This window comes from Mycobacterium montefiorense, assembly GCF_003112775.1.
Classification (GTDB): domain Bacteria; phylum Actinomycetota; class Actinomycetes; order Mycobacteriales; family Mycobacteriaceae; genus Mycobacterium; species Mycobacterium montefiorense.
Genome location: NZ_BFCH01000018.1, coordinates 1146215 through 1168656 on the forward strand (window position 1 = coordinate 1146215; position 22442 = coordinate 1168656).

General features: G+C 63.0%; 22 protein-coding genes. 13 read left to right on the plus strand and 9 right to left on the minus strand.

The genetic code is table 11. The features are described from left to right. Positions 1 to 2: 2 nt before the first annotated feature. Both DB708_RS17890 and DB708_RS17895 read right to left on the minus strand, forming a co-directional pair. Positions 3 to 1220 (minus strand): cytochrome P450, encoded by a 1218-nt coding sequence (locus tag DB708_RS17890; protein ID WP_235616808.1) that lies wholly within the window; start codon positions 1218 to 1220, stop codon positions 3 to 5. Continuing rightward, the gene (locus tag DB708_RS17895; RefSeq protein ID WP_165839853.1) at positions 1217 to 2431 is read right to left on the minus strand and encodes a cytochrome P450; all 1215 of its coding nucleotides are present in this window, start codon (positions 2429 to 2431) and stop codon (positions 1217 to 1219) included. Before DB708_RS17895 ends, DB708_RS17890 begins: the two co-directional genes overlap by 4 nt. A 93-nt stretch (positions 2432 to 2524) precedes the next feature. Here DB708_RS17895 and DB708_RS17900 point away from each other — a divergent pair, with 93 nt between their 5' ends. Beyond that, entirely contained in the window at positions 2525 to 3151 is a 627-nt protein-coding gene (locus DB708_RS17900) for a TetR/AcrR family transcriptional regulator (RefSeq protein WP_108924007.1), read from the plus strand. Positions 3152 to 3167: 16 nt separating this feature from the next. On the opposite strand, the gene DB708_RS17905 is transcribed toward DB708_RS17900, so the two are convergent. Both DB708_RS17905 and DB708_RS17910 read right to left on the minus strand, forming a co-directional pair. Next, the gene (locus tag DB708_RS17905) at positions 3168 to 3779 is read right to left on the minus strand and encodes a GNAT family N-acetyltransferase (protein ID WP_108924009.1); all 612 of its coding nucleotides are present in this window, start codon (positions 3777 to 3779) and stop codon (positions 3168 to 3170) included. 56 nt (positions 3780 to 3835) lie between these two features. Continuing rightward, entirely contained in the window at positions 3836 to 5059 is a 1224-nt protein-coding gene (locus DB708_RS17910) for an acyl-CoA dehydrogenase family protein (protein WP_108924011.1), read from the minus strand. A 199-nt stretch (positions 5060 to 5258) separates the two neighbouring features. Here DB708_RS17910 and DB708_RS17915 point away from each other — a divergent pair, with 199 nt between their 5' ends. Next, entirely contained in the window at positions 5259 to 6317 is a 1059-nt protein-coding gene (locus tag DB708_RS17915) for an AraC family transcriptional regulator (protein WP_235616809.1), read from the plus strand. A gap of 28 nt (positions 6318 to 6345) precedes the next feature. Here the strand turns inward: DB708_RS17915 and DB708_RS17920 are convergent, their stop codons facing one another. The 3 genes from DB708_RS17920 to DB708_RS17930 are packed head-to-tail and all read right to left on the minus strand — an operon-like array spanning position 6346 to position 9102. Next, the gene (locus DB708_RS17920) at positions 6346 to 7164 is read right to left on the minus strand and encodes a mycofactocin-coupled SDR family oxidoreductase (protein ID WP_108924015.1); all 819 of its coding nucleotides are present in this window, start codon (positions 7162 to 7164) and stop codon (positions 6346 to 6348) included. A gap of 13 nt (positions 7165 to 7177) precedes the next feature. Beyond that, the gene (locus DB708_RS17925; protein ID WP_108924017.1) at positions 7178 to 8260 is read right to left on the minus strand and encodes an NAD(P)H-dependent amine dehydrogenase family protein; all 1083 of its coding nucleotides are present in this window, start codon (positions 8258 to 8260) and stop codon (positions 7178 to 7180) included. A gap of 53 nt (positions 8261 to 8313) precedes the next feature. After that, on the minus strand, positions 8314 to 9102 hold the full coding sequence (locus DB708_RS17930) for an SDR family NAD(P)-dependent oxidoreductase (RefSeq protein ID WP_108924019.1): 789 nt from the start codon (positions 9100 to 9102) through the stop codon (positions 8314 to 8316). Between the two features lie 206 nt (positions 9103 to 9308). On the opposite strand from DB708_RS17930, the gene DB708_RS17935 reads away from it, so the two are divergent. Beyond that, positions 9309 to 9908 (plus strand): TetR/AcrR family transcriptional regulator, encoded by a 600-nt coding sequence (locus DB708_RS17935; protein ID WP_108924021.1) that lies wholly within the window; start codon positions 9309 to 9311, stop codon positions 9906 to 9908. Between the two features lie 10 nt (positions 9909 to 9918). On the opposite strand, the gene DB708_RS17940 is transcribed toward DB708_RS17935, so the two are convergent. Beyond that, on the minus strand, positions 9919 to 11019 hold the full coding sequence (locus tag DB708_RS17940) for an NAD(P)H-dependent amine dehydrogenase family protein (protein WP_108924023.1): 1101 nt from the start codon (positions 11017 to 11019) through the stop codon (positions 9919 to 9921). A gap of 301 nt (positions 11020 to 11320) precedes the next feature. Here DB708_RS17940 and DB708_RS17945 point away from each other — a divergent pair, with 301 nt between their 5' ends. From DB708_RS17945 to DB708_RS17985, 10 genes are all read left to right on the plus strand, one after another. After that, the gene (locus DB708_RS17945; RefSeq protein ID WP_409347603.1) at positions 11321 to 12064 is read left to right on the plus strand and encodes a hypothetical protein; all 744 of its coding nucleotides are present in this window, start codon (positions 11321 to 11323) and stop codon (positions 12062 to 12064) included. Positions 12065 to 12267: 203 nt separating this feature from the next. After that, positions 12268 to 13797 (plus strand): nitric oxide reductase activation protein NorD, encoded by a 1530-nt coding sequence (locus tag DB708_RS17950; RefSeq protein WP_108924025.1) that lies wholly within the window; start codon positions 12268 to 12270, stop codon positions 13795 to 13797. Next, the gene (locus tag DB708_RS17955; RefSeq protein ID WP_108924027.1) at positions 13794 to 14591 is read left to right on the plus strand and encodes a CbbQ/NirQ/NorQ/GpvN family protein; all 798 of its coding nucleotides are present in this window, start codon (positions 13794 to 13796) and stop codon (positions 14589 to 14591) included. The genes DB708_RS17950 and DB708_RS17955 overlap by 4 nt, the downstream gene beginning before the upstream one ends. 26 nt (positions 14592 to 14617) lie before the next feature. Continuing rightward, entirely contained in the window at positions 14618 to 14746 is a 129-nt protein-coding gene (locus tag DB708_RS28000; RefSeq protein ID WP_261859545.1) for a hypothetical protein, read from the plus strand. Next, entirely contained in the window at positions 14743 to 15462 is a 720-nt protein-coding gene (locus tag DB708_RS17960; protein WP_108924029.1) for a hypothetical protein, read from the plus strand. The genes DB708_RS28000 and DB708_RS17960 overlap by 4 nt, the downstream gene beginning before the upstream one ends. 17 nt (positions 15463 to 15479) lie before the next feature. After that, positions 15480 to 15911 carry a hypothetical protein gene (locus DB708_RS17965; protein ID WP_108924031.1) on the plus strand — a complete coding sequence of 144 codons (432 nt, stop codon included), beginning with the start codon at positions 15480 to 15482 and terminating at the stop codon, positions 15909 to 15911. After that, positions 15908 to 16963, plus strand: coding sequence for an NAD(P)H-dependent amine dehydrogenase family protein (locus DB708_RS17970; RefSeq protein WP_108924033.1), 1056 nt, complete (start codon positions 15908 to 15910; stop codon positions 16961 to 16963). Before DB708_RS17965 ends, DB708_RS17970 begins: the two co-directional genes overlap by 4 nt. A gap of 4 nt (positions 16964 to 16967) precedes the next feature. Continuing rightward, positions 16968 to 17390 (plus strand): VOC family protein, encoded by a 423-nt coding sequence (locus tag DB708_RS17975; protein ID WP_108924035.1) that lies wholly within the window; start codon positions 16968 to 16970, stop codon positions 17388 to 17390. Then, positions 17387 to 18556, plus strand: coding sequence for a cytochrome P450 (locus DB708_RS17980; RefSeq protein WP_108924037.1), 1170 nt, complete (start codon positions 17387 to 17389; stop codon positions 18554 to 18556). Before DB708_RS17975 ends, DB708_RS17980 begins: the two co-directional genes overlap by 4 nt. Beyond that, positions 18553 to 19791: a cytochrome P450 gene (locus tag DB708_RS17985; protein ID WP_108924039.1), complete on the plus strand. Its 1239-nt coding sequence runs from the start codon at positions 18553 to 18555 to the stop codon at positions 19789 to 19791. The genes DB708_RS17980 and DB708_RS17985 overlap by 4 nt, the downstream gene beginning before the upstream one ends. Here DB708_RS17985 and DB708_RS17990 read toward each other — a convergent pair. Then, entirely contained in the window at positions 19788 to 22433 is a 2646-nt protein-coding gene (locus tag DB708_RS17990) for a sugar epimerase family protein (protein ID WP_108924041.1), read from the minus strand. The two genes, DB708_RS17985 and DB708_RS17990, sit on opposite strands and share 4 nt — an antisense overlap. Positions 22434 to 22442: the final 9 nt, after the last annotated feature.

Below are 22442 nucleotides of genomic sequence, written 5' to 3' on the forward strand. Positions count from 1 at the left end.
CCTCACCAGCTGACCGGCAGCTCTTTCATCCCGTAGATGTCGGCTTCTTTGAACTTCAGGTCATCGGGAGCGACCGCCAGTCTCAGCCCGGGCAAGCGCCTGGCCAATGTGGCGAACGCCGCCTGCATCTCAACTCGAGCGAGATTCGCCCCAATGCATTGATGCACGCCGTAGCCAAAGCCCAAGTGCCCGCGAGTATTTCGCTCGACATCGAAGGACTCCGGATTGTCGACGAACTCGGCGTCCCAGTTCCCGGCGGGAATATTCATCAGGACCATGTCGCCGGCGCGGATCAACTGACCGCCGAGTTCGAAGTCCTCGGTAGCCACCCGGTCCACCTGGCTGTGCACGATGGACAGATAGCGCATCAGCTCTTCGACGATGTTGGCGACTACGGCGGGATCGTCGGTGTCACCGAGTCGCTTGAAAATCTCGGGACGCTCCAGCAGCGCAACCGTTCCCAGTGAAATCATGTTGGCGCTGGTCTCGTGGCCGGCGACCAGCAGGGTCATCCCGGAGAAGGCCGCGGTCTCGCGGTTGAGCTGACCTGTCACGACGTAGTCGGCGACCAAGCGGCTCATCAGGTCGTCAGCCGGATCTTGTTCCTTGCGCGCCACTAATTCCAGGAGGTAGCCAAACATCGCAGCACCGGCCTGTGCCTTTTCGTCGTCGGATGCCTTCGTATCCAGCCCAACCGCGGTGTATTGCTGGAAGGACGCGAGATCCTCGGATGGCACCCCCAGCAGTAAAGCGATTACCAATGACGGCACCGGCAAGCCGAAGTCACGCACCAGGTCGGCTGGCGCCCCGTTGCGGATCATCTCGTCAAGATGATGGTCGACCAGTTCCTGGATCTGGGGCCGCATCGCTTCGCAACGGCGGAAGGTGAAGTCGCCGGTCAGCATGCGCCGCAACCGATGATGCTCGGGGTCGTCGACCCGGGCGAACATGACCGGTGTGTTGTCCGTGTTCTTCTGCCTCAGATATTCGGGGATGGTGTCGGCGGACAGACGCGGGTCGACCAGCGCCGCCCGGATGTCGTGGTACCGGCTCACCACCCAGGCCGGTTGGCCGTGGTACGCCGCCCGTCGTAGTCCAGGGTCCTGGCGCCAGTTAACGAACTCAGCCGGGGGATGCAGCGGGCAGTGCGCAGCGCGCGGCACAGGTATTACCGGAAGATCCGTGTCGGAGCTCAGATCGGAAATTGTTGACTTCGTCACCAGCTCACCGGAAGTTCTTTCATGCCATAGATATTGGCTTCCTTGAACTTCAACTCCTCCGCCGATACCGCGAGTTTGAGCCCAGGTAGCCGGCGGGCCAGCGTGGCGAAGGCGACCTGCATCTCGACGCGGGCCAGATTGGCGCCGATACATTGGTGCACGCCGTAGCCAAAGCCCAAGTGCCCGCGAGTGTTTCGGCCGACGTCGAAGGATTCGGGATGGTCGACGAATTCCGCGTCCCAGTTCCCGGCAAGCAGGCTCATCATGACGTACTCGCCGGCGCGAATGAGCTGGCCGCCGATCATCAGATCCTCGGTCGCCACGCGATCGACCTGGCTGTGCACGATGGTCAGGTAGCGCATCAGCTCTTCGACGATATTGGCGACGACTGCAGGATCGTCGGTTTGGCCGAGTCGCTCGAATGTGTCGGGATAGTCCAGCAGCGCAACAGTTCCCAGCGAGATCATGTTGGCGGTGGTTTCGTGACCGGCCTGCATCATGATCACAGCGTTCATGGCCGTGGTGGCACGGTCGAGCTGACCCGTCGCCACGTATTCGGTGACCAGGCGGCTGATCAAGTCGTCGCCGGGTTCGCGCGCCTTGCGCTCCACCAACTCCTCGATGTAGGCGTACATGGCCCCGAACGCCTGGCCCTTTTGCTCGTCGGTGGATTTCTGGTCAAGTCCGGTCGTGGTGTTGAACTGGAAGAGTTCGAGGTCCTCGGGCGGCACGCCCAGCAGCAGTGCGATCACCATTGACGGCACCGGCAAGGCAAATTCACGCACCAGATCAGCCGGAGCACCGACGTCGATCATCTGTCCGAGATAAAGGTCGACCATGTCTTGAATGTGTGGCCGCATCGACTCGCAACGCCGGAAGGTGAAGTTGGTCGTCATCATGCGCCGCAACCGTTGATGCTCTGGATCATCGGTGCGCGCGAACATCACCGGGACCTTGTTGTCTTCATCCTTCGGCATGATCGAGTCCGGAATGGTCTTCGCGGACAGGCGCGGATCGACCAGCGCGGCCCTGATGTCCTGGTACCGGCTCACCACCCAGACCGGATTGCCCTGAAACATTGCCTTTCGCAGCCCGGGTTGTTCCCGCCAGTCGACGAACTCGGACGGTGGCGCGAGCGGGCAACGTCCGGACCGCGGTAGCGGCAGCACGGGAAGATCGGCGTCTGAGCGCACTTCGGAAGTTGTTGACATAACCTGCGTTTCCCATTAAGTGTCAGATGTCTGCCAGTTATGCAGTTTAGAGTAGCGCATAATTGGCAGTCAACCGTCAGATAGGCTGTCCCGATGACCGCGGTCGAAGACCGGCCGTTGCGGGCCGACGCGGCGCGCAACGTCGAGCGGATCCTGCGCGCGGCGCGCGAGGTCTATAGCACGATGGGGCCCGACGCCCCGGTGGAAGCGGTCGCACGCCACGCCGGTGTGGGTGAGCGAACGCTCTACCGCAGGTTTCCGGCGAAGGCCGATCTGGTGCGGGCCGCGCTGGATCAATGCATCGCCGAGGACCTCACGCCGGTGATCGACAGCGCTCGCCGCAGCGAAGACGCGCTGCGCGGCCTGACCCAACTCATCGAGACGGCGATCTCCCTCGGCGCCCGGGAGCAGAACCTACTGATCGCCGCGCAACGGGCCGGATCGCTGACCGCCGATATCTCCGACTCGTTGCTTGACGCCCTCAACGAGCTTGTCCGCCGGGGCCAACAGTCCGGCATCGTCCGCACTGACCTGGTCGCCGAGGATCTGCTGCGGCTGATCGGCATGCTCTACAGCGTGCTGTCGACAATGGAGGCGACCAGCGACGGTTGGCGACGCTATCTCGCGCTCATTCTCGACGCGATATCGACCGGAGAGCGACAGCCGCTGCCTCCCGCGCCTCCTCTTCAGGCCTCTGAGCCGAATAGCTGGCCGCTGTAAGCGCGTTAGTTGATCGTCACCCGGCGTCGACTTTGACGTCGCGCCACATTCGGAAAAACGGTGTCCCGTCCGGCAGCAGGATTTCGCACGGGCTCATGTCGCGGTAGCCGTGGCGGCGGCATAGCCGGGCGCTGTTGTGGTTGCTGGCTTCCAGGTACTGCGGCGAACCGACGGCGTCCAACTCTTCGTGAAAGTGTTCGAGCAAGGCACTGCCCAATCCGCTGTTCTGCAGGCGGGGATCCACCCCGAGAAATGCGAGTTGCCAGTGCGGCTGGGCGGGGTGGTGTTCGTCGAACAAGGCGTCCAGAGCTTGGAAGCGGTCCAGATATTGACCCGCTATCTCGGGCAGGCGGCGGTCATAGTCGGCTATCTCCGGTATTTCGCGGCTGCGGTCAAACCAGACGGCTGCAGCTGACAATCCGTCAGCCTTCTCGATGACGTCGACGCGGCCGTGTTCTAGCGCATGTCGAGTATGCAGAGTGAAGTAGTCACCACATACGCGTGGCCGATCGATCAGTGGCGGGGTGAGGTAGGCACTGGCGTCAAGATCGTTGAAGGACAACGCAATCAGTGCGCCTACCGCATCAATCTCATCCTGGCGGGCACGACGAACGTTCGCATTGGGCACAGCAACTCCTGGTGATCGGGTGGGAAAGTGAAGGCCGCGGTGTTGTCGAGCAGGCGTTACACATCCATCGTCAGTGCGTCGTCGGCGCCGATCAGCAGGCGTCCGTAGACCTCCTTGCCGACCTCGGGTGAAACGAAGGCGTGCCGTCCCGCGATCTCGGCATCCCGCCAGATCTGGCTGAGCGCGTTGGCGTCGGCGAACGATCCGGCACCGTTGGTGGTCATCAGGATGTCTATCCCGTCCTTGACGAGTTCGGCGACGATGCCCGCGTCGCTGCGGATGCGTCCCCGCGTTATCAGGTCGGGCAGCTCACCGCGGGCGGCAGCATTGTCGACGTCGGCGGTCGCCTGCCGCATCAGCAGCTCGGCCAGGTTGAACTTGGTGGCGGCGACAGCCACGCCGATTTGATGTGTTGGTGAGTTCTTGGCTGCCGTGTACTTGGTGTAGGCGACCGCCTTATTCGGAAGCTTCTGCAGAGTTAGCTCCATCGCATGGCGGGCCAGCCCCAGCTGCGCACCGACGAGGATCAACGCGGTGACTGCGATGAAGGCCATGTTGGAGTTGCGTTCGTTGACCTTATGCGGCGTGGCGAAGTTCGCGTCCCGCATGGCGACGAAGCGCTGGACTCGGTGATCGGGGACAAAGTGATCCTCGACGACGATCGTGTCGCTGCCCGAGCCCTGCATGCCGGCGACGAACCAGGTCGGATTGATGGTCCACGCCTCCTTGGGAATGAGCGCCAGCGCGGGGTGATTCTCGTCCTCGACGTCGAGCGAGAGCCCGACGGTCGCCCAGTCCGCGCCGAACCAGCCTGACGAGTAGGGCCATTGGCCGCTGACCATGTAGCCGCCGTCGACCCGAACCGTCTTGCTGAAAGGAGTGAAGATCCCGCAACACGTCGCGTCCGGATTCGCCCCGAACACTTCATCCTGGGCCTCTTGGGCGAACGTGGTCGCGAACCACGTGCACAGGTTGAGCAGCGCGACGACCCACGCGGTGGATCCGTTACCGCGGGCGACCTCCGCGATCGTCTCAATGGCGGTGGCTAGGTTCTCCTCGTAGCCGCCGTACCGACGCGGTACGAACACCTTGAACAGACCCTGTGCTTTCAGCGCGGCCATCACCTCGGGTGCCACGCGCCGGTCGGCAGAACTTTGCTCGGCATATTCGCGAATGAGCGGTATCAATGCGCTTGCCTTGGCGACGACTTCGCAGTTCGGCCGTGCCGCATCGGTACCGATCACATCGACCGGCGTCGTGGGTTCGAGTGTGTGATTCATGAAGTTCTCCTCGACGGTGAAATGCGTGTAGTCGCCGCCAATAAGTGACCGGCGTCACTCGAATGGAACGATCCGACGGCAGTCCAATTGACGTTAATGAGAGCGGAGGGGCCCCGAAATCCGCTTTGCGAGATCGGATGTCCGATTTCGGAAACGCCCGAAGATGCTTTGACAGATCTCCCATTGAATGAGGTTGGCGATGAAAGATCAAGCGCTGCAACATGTTAGCGACCGGATAAGCGCCCACCTGTCGTCAACCGCTAAGGCCGATGCCGGCATCCACTGCGTCACCGAGGACTTCGACGAATTTCGGGTCAGCCTCGACAGCGTGTTCTACTCGGCGAACATCGACCCGACACGCGAGCAGGACCGCGTCTCGTGCGCACAGCTGTCCGCCGTCAGATTGAAATACCTCACGATCGGACTGGTTCGGTTCGGGAACGAGGTATCGGTAGACCCCGGCGACCTTGGCGCCTACCACGTGAACGTGCCCGTCTCGGGCGAGGTGGTCTCGTCGTGCGGTGAGCGGCAGATGATCGCAACTCTTGGACGTGCAGCGGTATTCACGCCGCACGAGCACACGGTGCTCCCAGTCTGGGGTGCGGACGCGGCGCAGATTTGTATCAAAATCGACCGCGCCGGCGTCGAATGCGAGTTGGCGCGCATCTTGGGTCACCCCGTCGATAAGCAAATCCGCTTCGATCTCGAGATGGATCTGATGAGCCCGGCCGGGGCCCGATGGCTCTCGATGGTCACGCTACTGATCGAAACGCTCGACGATTCGCGGCCGATCCGCACCAAAGGTCTTGCGACTCATGTCGAATACTTGGAGCGATCGCTGATCTCCGGTCTGCTGGTCCAGCAGCCACACTCGATGACGTCTCAGATCTACGCGCCCGTCCAGGCTCGCAACCCCGGGGCGATTCAGAAAGTCCTCGATCACATCGAGTCCAGGCCCGGATCGCAATTCGCGGTGAGCGATCTCGCTGTCGTCGCCGGGATCAGCTCACGCCATCTGCAGCACTTGTTCCAAGAACAGTTCGGGATGTCTCCGATGACGTACGTGCGCCAAGCACGTCTTGACGGTGTGCGTCGAGAGCTGCAGCGCGGTGTCGACGACACCCAGATCAGCGCCGTTGCGTTCAGCTGGGGTTTCAACCACTTAGGACGGTTCGCCCAGCACTATGTACACAAATTCGGTGAGTCGCCATCGCACACGTTGCGTGCTGGCTTGAAACGTAGCCAAGCGCGCCGATGAACCTCGTCGCCGAACCGCTGTAGGCGGTTTAGTTGATCGTGACCCCGGCGTCGACTTTGAACTGAAGCCCCGTCACATATCGGGATTCATCGGAGAGCAGGAACAGCACTGCGTTGCTGACATCGGCGGGCTCCACGGCCGGCGTGGGCATGGCATTGACGAAGATGGGAATCAGGTCAGACCGTTGCTCACCCAGGAGCGGTCCGAATGACGGCGGAACCATCCCGGTCAGCACGCCGGTGGGAAGCACGGTGTTGACCCGCACGTTCTGTGCCGCAAGTTCATTCGCCAGGGCCAACGTCAGGCCGACAACGCCGTGCTTGGCCGCCGTGTAGGGCGTCTGCAGCGGAAAGCCTTTGATGGCACCGGCCGAGCTGACGTTGACCAGACTGCCTCCACCCTGGTTGAGCAGGTGGGGTATCGCGGCCGCGCAGGTGTTCCACACCCCGATCAGATTGACGTCGACAACGGTGCGCCACTGATCGGCAGTTGTCCTGTCCCAGGGCGCCACCGTCAACACGCCGGCGTTGGCCACCGCCCCATCGAGTCCCCCCAGCTCGTCGACGCCGTCATCGACCGCGGCGCGCAGCTGCGCCTCGTCGCGAACATCGACGACGCAACTGACGCAGCGGCGGCCGAAACCTTGTACCAGCCTTACCATTTCGGCCAGGTCGTCTTCCGTGACCATCGGATACTCGATCTGCGGCAAGGATTGGCAGATATCGATCAGGATGAGATCCGCGCCCTCCTCGGCAAGCCGCAGCGCATGGCCGCGCCCCATACCGCGGGCAGCGCCGGTGATCAGAACGCGTTTACCGGCGACGCGTCCGGGCAGTGATGTCGTCATGCCTCGATTCCGGCTACTGCTCGTTCCACATCAGGCCACGCATCGTCGCGGAGAGCGGGATGTCCTCCACCCCGATCAGTCCCTGGGGTGCGCGGCACACCCAGTCGATCGCATTGACGGCCCGACCGGCCGTCGAGATGCAGCCGGCATCAGTGGAATCGAAAAGCGGATGTGAAACGTGGGTGTTGATCTCGACACGGGGTTCCCCCTCCACGACCACCCGATGTACGCCGGTGTGACCATCGGGCGGAAATTCCCAGTGGGGCGCAGCGGCGGTGGTGAGCCTGGTGACATGCTCGAGCGTGATTACCGGCTTGCCGTTCCGCACGCCTTCGGTAGCAAAGCGCACCGCACCCATCTGGCCGGGCTCCACCGTCATCATCGTGCATTCGATGCGGTCAGGGGTGTACCAAGGCTCGACGCGCTGGCGCACTTCGTCGAGTTTGATGTCCAGATTGTCCGCCAGACTGCGGACCTGACCGCCCCACATCGACACGATCACCCCGGGCAGAAACATCATCGGCGAATCGTCATCCTTAGAGGATCCGAAACCCATTGCGGCGCCAGTGAATTCGGCATCATCGTAGTTTCCGTAGTCGAAGATCTCCTGCACGGTGATCGAATCCACCCGAGTAGTCAGGCTGACGGCCGAGTGCACGAGCGTATCGCCCGAAAATCCGGGGTCGATGCCGTTGACGTAGAGCGAAGTGTTGCCTGCCGCGCAGGCCTGCTGCAACGGCTCGCGCAACCAGTCCTCGGCGTGATGCGGTGTGACCAGCCAGACCATCGACGTCCCGACGACGTTGGTGCCCGCGGCGAGGAATTTGGACATCTGCTCGATCGCTTCGATCGGCCGCGTCTCACCCTGAGATGTGTAAACCACGCAGTCGGCGCCGAGGTTCACCAGGGCGTCGATGCCGTCGGTGGCGACGATGCCGGTCGGTGCGTCGAGTCCGCACAGCTGCGCCGCATCCTTGCCGATCTTGTCGGGGCTGGCGGCATGCACACCGACAAGTTCCAGGTCAGACCGCCCGATGATCGCCCGCAACGAATGCCGGCCCACGTTGCCGGTGGAGAATTGAATCACTCTGCGCATCGCTACCTCATCCTTCCCGTGGACGATACTGTATCGCTTTCGGTGGCGGGGGCCTAGTAATCGGGTATCGGCAGCGGGGAATTGTTCGATTCGATGCCGCCGTCGACGTGGAAGGTGGCGTTGGTCGCGTAGCAATCGCGTGTTGATAGGTACACCGCGAGCCGTCCGAGGTCCTCGACATCGCCCAGCCGATGCAACGGCGTCGCCTCCTGCATCTTCTCCAGCGACCCCGGCATCATATCCAGGCTGCCCTTCAGGCCGTCGGTGGCGAAGGATCCCAGCGCGATGGCATTGACGCGAATTTTCGGTGCGAGTTCCTGTGCCATCGCGCGGGTGAGCGCTTCGAGGCCGCCCTTCGCGACGCAATAGGCGGTCAGCGCCCGGATGCCGAATCGCGCCGAGCCCGAAGAGATATTGATGATGGAGCCGTGGCCGGCGCTGAGCATATGCGGGGCCGCGAGCTGACTCATGATGAAAGCCGATGTCACACACCAGTCGAACGTATGCCGGAAGTCTTCGTCGGTGATGTCGAGGAACCGCGCATAAGTGGAGCCGCCGACATTGTTGACGAGAATGTCGATGCGGCCAAAGCACTCCACGGCGGTATTGACGACGCGCTCTCCGTCCGGACGACTTATCGCGTCCGCGACGAGCGCCAGCCCCTTGCCCCCCGCCGCCTCGATACCCGCAATCGTGCCAACGATATCGGCCTCGGTGCGGGCGGTGCCGACCACCGTCGCACCCGCCTCCGCCAAGACCCGGGCAATTCCCGCCCCCACACCCTTACCGGCACCCGTGACGATTGCAACCTGTCCATCCAGCCGGAACTGCTCCAACGCCATGCCGAGCTCCTTCGATCGGGTATGTGCATCGTTCAATCTATGGATCTTGCTAACTAAAGTCAATGAATCTTGAGGAGGGTCGTCGGTGACGGTGCGGAGAGACTCACAATGGCCAAGTTATGCAAGCCTTTTTAGCGAGAACACGGCATAATGGTTGGGTTAGCCTCGATGCTCTCGCATGAGTCAGGTCAACCGTAAGGAAAGAAATGGCTGTGACGGATCGGGTGTCTGCGCGCGAAGCCAAGCGTTTACAGACGCGAGAGCGGTTGATGGGCGCCTCGATTGCGGAGTTCGCCCGCGCCGGGATGGCCGAGGCCGACGTCAGTGCGATCGTGGCCGCTGCAGGAGTCGCCCACGGGACCTTCTTCTTCCACTTCCCCACCAAGGAGCATGTACTACTCGAGCTGGAGCGCCGCGAAGAGGAACGCATAGCCAAGCAGTTCGCGCAATTTTTGAAGTCCAAGCACGATCTTGTTTCCGCATTGAATGAGGCGGTCCGCCTGGTGGTCGGATTGGAGCGCCGACTCGGCGATCTGCTCTTCAATGACTTTCTCGCACTGCACTTCTCGCAAACCCGTCCGCAGACCGAAGACGGCGGGGATCACCCCTTGATCGTTCTGGTCGCTCAAGAAATCGCGCAGGCCCAGGAACGCGGCGAGACCGATCGGCAGGCGAATCCGATGAATAGTGCGGTGTTCTTCTTGCTGGGTCTCTACGCTCTGTTGATCACCACGAATCACTGGCCGACCGGCCACGCTCTGCTGGAAGACTACGTCGCAAGGACATTGCGGAGTTTGAAGCCCTGACGCCCCGACGCTAGGGCCGTATGACACCACGCAGCGGCATCAGCCCGAGTTCGTTGTGGGACATGAACCCTGGCGGAGCATCGCAGACGGCGGGAATGGCGTTCGCGGGCCCCATCGCGGTCCAGGTGTATCCGGGCAGCGCGTAGCAGCCATCCGGGTCTTGCGCCCCCTGCAGGATCAGCTCGGTGGACGAGTCTCCCTCAATCACAATGCGGTAGTGGTAGTGCTGAGGCCAATCCTCCCGCGGTTCAATGGCATCGAAGGTATCCATCGTGTAGATCTCGTGAAAAACGATAAGGGGTCTACCGTCCACCCACGCCGTCCACTTGTGATGCTGGCGAGCGACGGTACCCTTTTTGATCACGCCCTTGAAGCCCGGCATGTCGCTGGTCTCCCCTCCTTCGAAGGGGATATCGCGCGTGGCAGACCCTAGCTCCACCTCCGTCGTGTATTTCTCGACCGTCTTGCCCATTCCCTCCACAATCATCGCCATCGACTGCGCGAACAATGGCCATGCTTGCCCCAACAAATTCGGGCCATCCTCAAACCCGGCCGGATCGCTCCCCATTCCCATCTCGAACAGATACTTCAGCGTGTCCCGCCCGAAGTTCACCACTTCGTAGATGTGAATTGTGTCGATCTGGCTGACGATTCGGGCCAGCGTCAGGACCAGTAGGTCTCCGGCAAAACCCGGATTGACACCACCGGCATGAAACGACGTGGCGCCCTCGTGGCACGCGGCATCGATCTTGTCGATGTCCGCCTGACTGTGCTCAGTGCGATACCACCACGCACCACCCGATGCGACGACGTTTTTGCCGCTGCGCAGCAGCCGGCATACCTCGTCGGGGTCAGACCACAAGGGTGCATAGAACACACAATCGGCGTCGAGGGCCTCGATGACAGCCTTGTCGTTGGTCGCATGTACACCGGTTGGTGCTTTGCCGCAGAGTTCCCCGGCGTCCTTGCCAACCTTTTCCGCCCGATTGCACAGCACTCCAACCAGTTCGTAGGCAGGGTTGTGAACAAAGTGGCGGAGTGCGATCGTCCCGACATTGCCGACGCCCCACTGGATTACGCGATACTTCTTCTCGGCCGACTTGGGCGTCATTGCTGCTCCTTTGCGAAGCCGGAACGGCTGAATGCTCGCTGCAGCGTAGGCGCGCCGCGAACGGCGTGTCAACGATTCAGAGCTGACTTTTGTCAGTAGGAATTCACCGGGACCGCGGCTCGCGTGACAGCAGGGCGTGCGAATTCAGCCGTTGTAGCCGGTAATAACAATGCGAAGTACTGGTAGCCGTGCCGGATCGATACCACCTTCAAGGTGTCGGTGTCGCGGTCTTATGCTGACTGTAGTCAGCCTGTTATAGTGCACGAGCCGATCCAATCAGTGCCGATGACGGGGAGGGTTAGTGAATCTGCCCAGGCTCCAGCAGCGAAATACCACCACTGGCACGGCGGCTGGCGCAAACGACGCTGCGCAGGCGAGTCTGACAATCGACCAACACCTAGAGCGCTCACAACTCGCACAGCGGCAGGCCGACAAGTGGCTTATCTCCGGCAGCCTGCTGATCGGCACCGCGGCTCTCGGCGTCTTCGGCTTACCGCTGTTTCTGTGGGGAGTGCGGTTGCTGCGACGCGCCCAACGCGACGGCCTCTCCGTTCGGCCGATGCTGGTCACGCTGCTCGGCTATCTCGTCATCATCGACGCCGCGATCAACACCGTCGGATGGGCGCTTGACCTGGTGGCAAACCATACGATTCTGGCCCGCGTGCTGCTCAATGGCTGGGGCAACATGTTCGATGCCGGCTACTTCTGGCACTACAACGAGCTATGGGTCGGCGGCGCCGCCGGGCCCGGGGAAAAGGCCCTGGAAGTCGGTCTCATCCTGACCGTCTTCACGATGCGCATTGCCGCCGCGATCGGCTTCCTGCAGATGAAGCGCTGGGGCCACCAGTGGATGGTCGTCACCTGCTGGATGGGCGTTGTCATCTGGATCACCTACGTCTTCAACATGACCATGTTCGCCGACGTGCGCTTCGCCGGCGTCGTGCTGCCGGTCGTCGGCTGGTGGCTCTACGACATCTTCTACATCACCCCCTTCCTCGCCATCCCCTATCTGCACACCGTCAATCGCGAACTCTTCTCGGACTGACATGCCGCATCCGATTCCGTTGCATCAGAATCTGTTTCGATACCCCAGGAGGTCACATCATGGGTTATGTATGGGAGATCCTTCGCTATGTCGCGGCGTGGGGCGGCACCGGCCTGATCATCTGGTTCTGGTACTGGCTCTTCTCCAACATCGGTACGTTCTGAGCGACGGACCGGGCAGCCCGAACGCGCGGGAATCGGCCAATGGCTGAGTCTTCCGATGCCGGTGCGATGGCGCTGGAACGCAGTTGCGCCGTCACGGCGGTCGCGCTCAGCGAGCAACGTCGCGAAGGCGTCCGGCTCGTCACCGGCGACCGCCGTGGCTTTGGCCTGAACGCGGCGCTCACCTTCGTGCATGTCCCCTACCCAGCACTGTCTGGTTGGACCCGCCGGACCCTGACATGCGGTGTGGCGCTGCAATGTTCGCCATCTAAAGAGCGGATCACCGAATATCGTCTGAACGAGCTATCCGCTCGCGAACTGCGCGCGCTCACGCTCATCGAAGCCGGCGTCGCCGTCGGCTGGGTAGCGTCGCGGTGGCCGGGTCTGCTCCCCGAGGTCCGACGACTACTCCCGGACGTCCACACCGAAGCCGCTGACATGAATGCCGCGGAGATGCTAAGCCGGGCGATCGGGTTAGCCGCCACGGGCCATACATTGACGCTGCATCCGCTGTTGGGCAACTTGCCACTGGCCTACACAACGCCGCAAGGACTGACCGACAAGCTGCGCCGCAGCTTTGGCCGAATGCCCTGGACCACCACACAGAAGCGGCTGCCCCGGCCATACTCGGTTCCCGTCGGCGGCGATGGCGGCGTGCGCAATCCCAACCTGCCGCCGCCAAGCCGGCCACAGGACAACGATTTCGATGTCACACCCGAACACCGGCCCGGTATTCCCTATCCCGAATGGAACATGTGGACGCGGCGATTCATGCGCGACCATGTCGCCGTCGTCGAGCACGCAGACGGCCGGCATATCCGCCGTTCGGCGCCGGTAGCCGTCGACGTGCGCAAGTGGTTCGAAGAACACACCCATCGTGCGATGACAAATCGCCTCGAAGACGGCTCCGACCTCGATGTCGACCAATACGTCAATCACTACATTGACCTGACCACCGGCGAGGCCAAGGAGCCAAGGGTATTTCGCGACTTGCTGCCCAGCAGCCGGGATGTGACCACGGCGTTGTTGCTGGACGGCAGCTCATCGTTGGGGGTGCACGGCGGCCGGGTCTTCAGGCTGGAATTGGCCTGTGCTGATGCACTTTCCCGTGCCATGACGCTGGCGCGAGAGCGTCACGGCGTCTTCGTCTTCACCGGCAACACCCGCCATCGAGTCGAGGTGCGGTGCCTGAAGGACTTCGAAGACCGCCGGTTCGTGCCGCCGAGCGGGCTGGGTTTGTCCACTCGCGGATACACCAGACTCGGTGCGCCGCTGCGCCATCTGACCAGTCGGCTGCTTACCCAGCCGTCGGAGCGGCGCCTGTTGATCGTCATCGGCGACGGTCTGATGTCCGATGAAGGATATGAGGGCCGTTATGCCTGGGCTGACGCCGCACACGCGGTCGAGGAGGCGAACGACGCCGGTGTGTCGATGTACTACGTGGGAGTGGGACCGACGCGCGTCGATCCCCTACCGGAGGTGTTCGGGCCTCGTCGTTCGCGACGTATCCGACGCATAGAGGAGCTTCCGCGAGTGCTGGCTCATGTCCATCGGGAATTGGTCGCCGCATGACCACAGACACCTATTTCGCAAACGGCAACGAAGTCCAGCTGTTTGAGCAAGCCTTCCACCGGCGGCTCCCGGTGATGCTTACCGGTCCGACCGGATGCGGCAAGACCCGGTTGGTCGAGCACATGGGCGTGCTGCTGCAACGGCCGGTTGTCACGATCAGCTGCCATGACGATCTCACCAGCTCCGATCTCGTCGGCCGTTTCATGGTCCGCAGCGGCGACGTGGTCTGGACGGATGGGCCGCTGACCCGGGCCGTCAAAGCCGGTGCAATCTGCTATCTCGACGAAGTCGTCGAGGCCCGCCACGACTCACTGGCCATTCTGCATTCGCTCACCGATCATCGGCGGTCGCTGTACCTGGATCGAGCCGGCGAGGTCGTCACGGCGCCGGACACGTTCATGCTGGTGTGTTCGTACAACCCGGCGTATCGCAGTTCACTCAAAGAGCTGAAACCATCCTTCCGCCAGCGGTTTGTGACTCTCGGGATGCAGTACCTGCCGCCGGACCGCGAGGCCGACGTGATCGTCGCCGAATCCGGAATTCCGTTGGCCATCGCGCGACGGCTGGTCGGATGCGCGGTCGCGATCCGCACCGCCGACGAAGCCTTTCACTTCGAGCCGCCGTCCACCCGGGTGTTGGTCACGGCGGCTCAGTTGATCGCGGCCGGCGCAACAAAATTCGATGCGGCCGACGCTTGCATACTCGCGCCGCTGAGTACCGACGGCGCGATCACCGACGGTCTACGTGAAGTCGCGGCGGCCAACCTGGCCAACGCCGACGCCTCGAGCAGCTAGGAAGACCCCAGGAAAGGAGCACCGGCATGGATCGCCAAGAACAAAAGCGCAAGAGGGCGCTCATCGTCTTTCAGATCGCCATCTACGGCTACCTGCTGGCGATGTTCGGGATCCAGCTCTACATGTCGTTTGCGCGGGGCTGGTGGGATCTGTGAATCTGCCACTACTCAAACGCAATTCGGAAGGCGCATCGGCGGCTAACTCCGTCGGCCTCGAAGAGCACCACGACGAATCCCGACAGGCCCAGCGGCGAGCCGACAAATGGATGATCGTCGGCGCCGCCCTGATGGGCATGTGGGCTCCCGGCCTGATCGGGTTCCCGATCTTCATGCGTGGAGTGTGGCTGCAGCGCCAAGCCCTGCGCGCCGGCCTGTCGGTACGGCCGATGATCGTGACACTGATCGGCTATCTGACGCTGATCGACGGCATGCTCAACAGCCTGGGCTGGTCGCTGGACCTGGTCGCCAACCACACCTTGATCAACCGGGTGCTGATGGTGGGCTGGGGCAACATGTTTGATGCCGGCTACTTCTGGCACTACAACGAGCTGTGGGTCGGCGGTGCGGCGGGGCCAGGTGAGAAGGCCTACGTGGCGGGCTTGATCTTCACGGTGTTCTCCATGCGGGTGGCCGCTGCGATCGGCTTCCTGCAGATGAAGCGTTGGGGTCATCAGTGGATGGTCGTCACCTGCTGGATGGGCGTCGTGATCTGGTCCGCCTACATCTTCAACATGACGATGTTCGCCGACGTCCGCTACGCCGGCGTCGTATTCCCGGTCATCGGCTGGTGGCTCTACGACATCTTCTACATCACCCCGTTCCTCGCGATCCCCTACCTGCACACCGTCAACCGAGAAATCTTCTCCGACTAGGCCCAAGGAGCAATGCCGTGACCGCACCGTCAACCACCGAAGACAAAGACCCGGCGGCCGATCTGGAGCCGGGGACGACGCCGTATTACGCGCGAATGCACAAGTGGATCAAGCGGGCCGTGTTGGTGTGCCTGGTGGCGCTGGTGATCGAAGGCGCGTTCACCTTGCCGTTCATGGCGGTCTACTACGGCTATCCGACGCTGAGCCTCACCGAAATCTGCAGCGAGCTGTTGAAGATCCGCTACTCCAACGACACCCTGGAGTGCAAGTACCCGTATCCCCCGTTCGGACCGCCGGAGGGCGCCGAAGGCAAGGCCACCGCTCAGGACGTTTGGGGCATCCAGCCGATACCGAAGTACCACCGGCTCGGTTTCCGCGAACTTGTCAAGATTCACAACGACAGGCTCGCTCGCCAGGCGGCCCAACAGCAGGCGGCGTCGCACCCGTGACCTATCGGGTCGTTCAGTGGACGACCGGCAACGTCGGCAAGAGTTCGGTCAAGGCCATCGCCGCCAATCAGGAGCTCGAGCTGGTCGGATGCTATGCCTGGTCACCGGAGAAGGCCGGTCGCGACGTGGGCGAGCTGTGCGGTCTGGGGCCGCTGAATGTCAAGGCCACCAACGATATTGAGGAGCTGCTCGCGCTCAAGCCGGACTGCGTGGTCTACAACCCGATGTTCGCCGACGTCGACGAGCTGGTCCGCATCCTTCGCGCGGGCGTCAACGTCGTGGGCACAGCCGAGTTCATCACCGGCCACTTCCTCGGTGCGGGACGCGACCGTATCGCCAAGGCCTGCGAACAAGGCGGATCAACCATCTTCGGCACCGGTATCAACCCCGGCTTCATTCAACTGTTCACCATCGTGTCGGCGGGGCTTTCGGACCGGGTGGACAAGGTGTCGGTACTGGAATCGTTTGATACCACTATCTACAACTCGCCGGCGACCGAGATACCCATGGGCTTCGGTTATCCCATCGACCAGCCGGACCTACCGGCTATCACTAAGAAAGGATCCGGCATCTTCGGCGACGGCGTGTTGCTGCTCGCCGATGCGCTCGGCGTCGAGCTCGACGAAGTCCGTTGTGAAGCCCAGTACGCCCAGACCACCGAGGATCTTCACCTGCCCGGCGACTGGACCATCGCGAAGGGTTGTGTCGCGGGCATCCACGTTCGCTGGAAAGGGATTTTGGCCGACCGAGAGATCATCGAAATCGGCGGGCAATGGCGCAAGGGGCAAGCCCTGGAACCTGATTGGCCCTTGGACATGGGCTACACCATCGAGGTGCAAGGCCGACCGACGATCAAAACCACGCTGAGCTTTCTTCCGCCGCGGGACTTTGAGGGCGAGACGCTGGACGACTTCATCATGTTGGGCCTCACCATCACCGCCGTACCGGCGATCACTGCGATTCCTGCCGTTGTCGCCGCGTCGCCCGGCATCGCGACCTATAACGACCTGCCGCTGCTGCTTCCGCGCGGAGTCCTGCACGCCAACCGATAGGAAGATGCCGATGCCTGAAGAACCTTCGCTTCACCACGTGGTCTTCGCGGTGGCACCCGAGCGGCATGTCACCGTGACGCAGTTCTTCAGCGATCTGGGATTCGTCTTCCAGCCTCTGCAGCTGACCGAACTCGGCTTGGACATTCACCTCGACTGGAATCGAGGCATCGAGCTGGTCAGCCCGATCCCAGGGTCCACCGGGGAGGTGGCCGCGTCGGTGAACGAGTTCCTGGAACGTCACGGCGACGGCGTCTACACCGTGGTGATCGGTGTTCCGGAAGCCGCCTCCGCCCAAGCCGTCGCCGAACGCTACGGCGCGACAACGCGATTCCGGCAACACTTCGAGGGCGAGGGCACCTATCTCGACGAAAACGACCTATCCGTGTTGGGGCTGCCCTTGACCCTGCTGGCGACCAACATCCCATGAGCGCCATTCCGGAGCTCAACCTCGACGACTTGCCCATGTCCCTCGACCGGGGCGTCGGCTGGGCCGCATTGCGGGACGCCGGTCCGGTGGTCTTGAGCGACGGCTGGTACGCGCTTACCCGCCGAGAAGATGTACTTGCGGCACTGCGTAATCCGAACGTGTTCTCTTCCAAGAAGGCTTTCGAGGTGGTGGGCAGCCCGCTGCCGCTGGTGCCGGCGGCGTTCGATCCGCCGGAGCACACCCGGTTTCGCAAGATCCTGCAGCCATTCTTCAGCCCCCACGCACTCGCGGCGATACTCCCGTCGATTCAGGCCCAGGCGATCGACATCATCGACGCGATTGCCGGACGCGCATCATGCGAGGTGATGGCCGAGCTTGCAACCCCGTATCCGTCCCAGGTCTTTTTGACGCTGTTCGGCCTGCCCCTTCAGGATCGCGAGCGGCTGATCGGGTGGAAGGACGCCATCATCGAATTGAGCATCCCGAATGCCGCCGCCGAAACCCCTGATCTGACACCGGCACTGGAGCTGTTCGCCTACCTCACCGAGGCGGTCGCCGAGCATCAACAGAACCCGGGCAACGATGTCCTGTCCCTGGTGCTCGCAGGCGAGGACGCGCTCACCGACGAGGAAGCCCTCGGTATGGCGTTCTTCTTCGTGCTGGCGGGCCTCGACACCGTCACATCGGCCATCGGCGCAGCGATGCTCGAGTTGGCGAGCCGCCCCGATCTGTGCGCGAGGCTCCGCGAACAGCCGGACGCAATTAATGTTTTCGTCGAGGAGATCGTCCGGCTGGAGTCCTCGGCGCCCGTCGTCCCGCGGGTAACGACCGAAGAAGTCACGATCGCCGGCATCACGTTGCCGGCCGGCTCTCGGGTGCGGCTGTGCCTGGGCGCGATCAACCGGGACGGTAGCGACGCTATCTCCGGTGATGAGCTGGTGATGGACGGCAAGCTGCACAAGCACTGGGGCTTCGGTGGCGGACCACACCGTTGTGTGGGTTCACACCTGGCGCGGATGGAGATGAACGTCGTCGTGACCGAATGGCTCAGCCGTATACCACATTTCGAGCTTGCACCCGGATACCGGCCCGAGATCACCTGGCCCTCCCCGACGTGCACCTTGCCCTCGCTCCCGTTACGAATTTTGGCAAGTGAGGCAACATGACCGTAAATACCACGATGCCAAGCGTGTTCGACGCCGGACTCCCGACGCTGCACTACGACATCACCGATACCGTGCACGAGGTTGCCCCGCGGATCCACGAGGTGCGGAAGCAGTCGCCGATGGCCATCGGCCCCTTAGGGCCGGAGGTGCTGGGCTACGAGCTCGCCCGCGGCATACTTCGCGACCCGCGATTCGTGTTCCCGCCCGGCATGCACATGACGGCTCGCGGAATAACGTCCGGTCCGCTCTATGACAGGGTGCTCGGCACCATTCTGGGTATGGAAGGCGACGAACATCGGCGGCTGCGCAGTCTCGTGTCCAAAGCCTTCACGCCGCGGGCGTCCGCGCGCATGGAACAAACCATCGACACGGTGATCAACGAATTGATCGATCAGATCGCCGACGCCGGCCGGTGCGATTTCGTCACGGATATCGCCCGGCCCTACCCGATCCCGATCATCTGCGCGCTGTTGGGCGCACCTCCCCGCGACTGGGAACAGTTTTCACTGTGGGCGGAAGACGTCTTCAAAATCGTGCGGTTGGATTCAAACCTCCTCGACGAGCAGGACATCGTCATGCGGGCCTGGGACGAGTTCGACGCCTACATCGACGACATGATCGCCGAACGGCGTGGCCGGTTGACCGACGATCTGATCTCCGAATTGATCCGCGCCCAGGACGACGGCGACCGACTCAGCAACGCCGAGATGCGCATGCTGGCATTCAGCATCCTGAGCGCCGGCACTGACACCACCCGCAATCAACTAGCCGCGTCCATGCATGTGCTGTGCGATCATCCGGATCAGCTGGCGTTGCTCCGCGACGATCCTGCCCTCGCGATGCACGCCGTCGAAGAATGCATGCGGCATTCACCGGCAGTATGTGCCACTCTCCGCACGGTGCTCGAAGATGTCACGTTCGCTGACTACACCTTTCCGGCCGGCACCTTCATTTCCGTGAATACCTATGCGGCCAACTGCGATCCAGAGATTTATCCCCACCCGGACCAATTCGACATCACCCGGGATGACCCGCCACCCATTTTGACCTTCGGCGGCGGCGCCCACTACTGCCTTGGGGCAAACCTCGCCCGAGTGGAGCTTGCCGGCGCCCTCAAAATTCTCGCCCGGCGGATATCCAACCCGCACCGCGTTGCGACGTCACGCTGGAAACCGATGCTGGGACTGAGCGGGCCGCTGGTTTTGGAGATCGAATTCGACGCTGCCGACGCCTAAACGGTGCGGCCGCTAGCCGGAGACGATGAGTTGTCTTCCGGCGCAAGCTCGAGCACCTGAATCTCGCCCGTCCTGCCATCGACCTCGACCAGTGCGCCCGACGGCAACGACCTTGTTGCGCCTTGCACATCCACCACACAAGGGAAGCCGAATTCGCGGGCCACCACGGCGGCGTGTGACATCGGGCCGCCGAGTTCTGTCACCACTGCAGCCGCATAGCAGAAGGCGGCGGTATAGCCGACGTCGGTGACCTCCGCGACGAGTATCTCGCCGGGTTGCAGATCATCGATGGTCTCGGGACGCACGATGCGCACCCGGCCGCGTACCCGTCCCCCGCATACGCCGACTCCGCGCAAGGAGTCGCCGCTGGAAAGTGGTACCGACGACGTGGTGGACGGCTCCCAGCTCCCGCTGAACACCGTCGGCGGAGCAACAGCCGCCAGCCGGCGCTGTTCGGCTCGGCGTCGGGCCACCAGCCCCGCGACGTCGGCCGGCAGCGCATCGAGTTCGTCGACCAGCAAATAGAACACGCCATCGGCGGTATCCAAGATACCGGTGTCGACCAGCCTGCGCCCGTACTCGCGCAGCAGACCACGCAGCACCCAGTTGGCCCTGACTACTTTGTCGCGACGAGCTTCACGGTCGCGGAGTTGGTGTGCCGCCAACAGCGCTACCGGTTTGGCCCGCAAGGGAATCCGTGGATGCCGCGGCTGGGGCGCCGCGGCCGCACTCATTGCCCTGGCCACCATCCGGACCAGTAACTCGGGATCGTCGGCGTAGCTGGTCGAGAGCATCTCGAGCTCTGCCGGGCCACGATGGCCGATCAACGCCAGCTCGGCCAGCACCGCGGCGTGAAATTCCGGTGCGTCGACGGCGAGCTTGTCCAGCCGCTCCCCCGGATCGGTCAGCAGCCGAACCACATTCGGATCGCGCTGTGCGGCCACCACCAAGCGATGCATGGCCTCCACCGATCGCGCGCTGACCAGTTCCGGGCCCGCGGGAGCGGAGGTGTCTCGCCCGCACAGCCCGCGCAGCAACACATTGAACGCAGCGCAGAGCATGAAGGACGCCGAGGCCAGCACCCAACCATGCACGACGTGGTCACGTGCCAGCACGATCAGGCTCAGCAGTCGGCGATCGTCGAGTTCGGTGACATTGTCGGCCAGCCGTTCCAGGCGATCGACATCGGCAATGAAGTCGCGGGTATCGCGGGACGCACCGGAGCTCAGGCCGATCAGATTGACGCCGAACACCCCGACATTGCGCGCGTTGCGCAGTTGCCTTCGGACCCGGCCGATTTCGGCCGGACGCAGCTCTCCGAAGACCGGCAGCGAGGCCATGCTAGGGCCGAAGAACCCGCTGTTGCTGACGATCATCGACGGCTTGGCGAACGGCACGGTATCGGCCATGAAGTGCGCCGATGTGATCGCCCCATACAGCCGGTGGGCGAACACCGCGACGGTGCGCATCGCGATTTCGCGCTGGACCATTCCACCCGGCCGCAGCCGCTCGGCAATGATGGCTCCACCGGCGCGCAACCCGCGCACGGTCGCCGACGCCGACGCCGGCGAGAACGGCCCTGGCAGCGCCTCGGACAAATTGGTGGCCAAAAATGTGGGAAAGCGCGGATCGACAGGGGTGTCGAACTCGCCGTTATCTCCTTGTGGACCAGCCAGTTTAGGTGCCACACCGTCGCCTGCTGGCGCGTCGACGGCAGGCAGGTCCGCAATATTGGCCAGCCGCCACGGCAGCGATACGACTCGCTTACCCAGCGCGACGCGACCGCGCATCGCCAAGGCGAAGTCCTCGATGCATTCGTCGCAGTTCCACACCGGCCGGAATCCCCACTGCTCGCGCAGCAGTGAGGTATCCATCAGCGGGGCGGTTCGGATCAGCTCTAGCTCGCCACGTCGTCCCAAAACCCACAATGGGGCACCCACCCGGACGACCGGGCGCCCAAGCCGGGCAGCGACCTGACGGAAGGTCTGCTCACCCGCCGCGGCAAGATTGATTGGGCCGTTGGCGATCGCGGTGTCCACGACAGCACGGGTGAACAGCCGAAGCGCATCGTCGAGGTGGACGACCTGCATGCGCCGATCGGCGGACCCGTCGGGGAACGCCGGCAATGCGAGCAGCCCGCGCACCCAATTGTCAACGTTGCGGCCCACAATGAGCGCGGAACGAATCGCGATCCATTCGGCCTCCGATGCGCCGAGCAGGTCTTCGACCCGGGCTTGGTGCAGTCCGTCGGCCAGCACCGGAACTATCGGCGCCTGCTCGGCTCGGGGTGTGTCCGCGCTGCCATAGACGTGTGCCGACGACGCGAAAACAATTCGCCTGGAACCAGTCTGGGCCATGGCTTGCAGAACGTTGAGTGTGCCCCCGACGTTGACCTCGTGACCGATGCGTTCATCGGGGCCGGCGCCGCGCGCCCACGCGAGATGCGCGACGACGTCCGCGCCGGCAATGCCGTGTTTGACCGCGACCGCGTCGCGGATGTCCGCCTCAATGAAATCGGCTTCACTAGACCAGCTTTCCGGCCGGTGCCGGGCGATCCCGACGACCTCGTGACCCTGGCTGAGCAATCGGGCGGTGAGACCGCGGCCGAGCACACCGCTGGCCCCGGTGACCGCGATTCTCACTGACTGCCG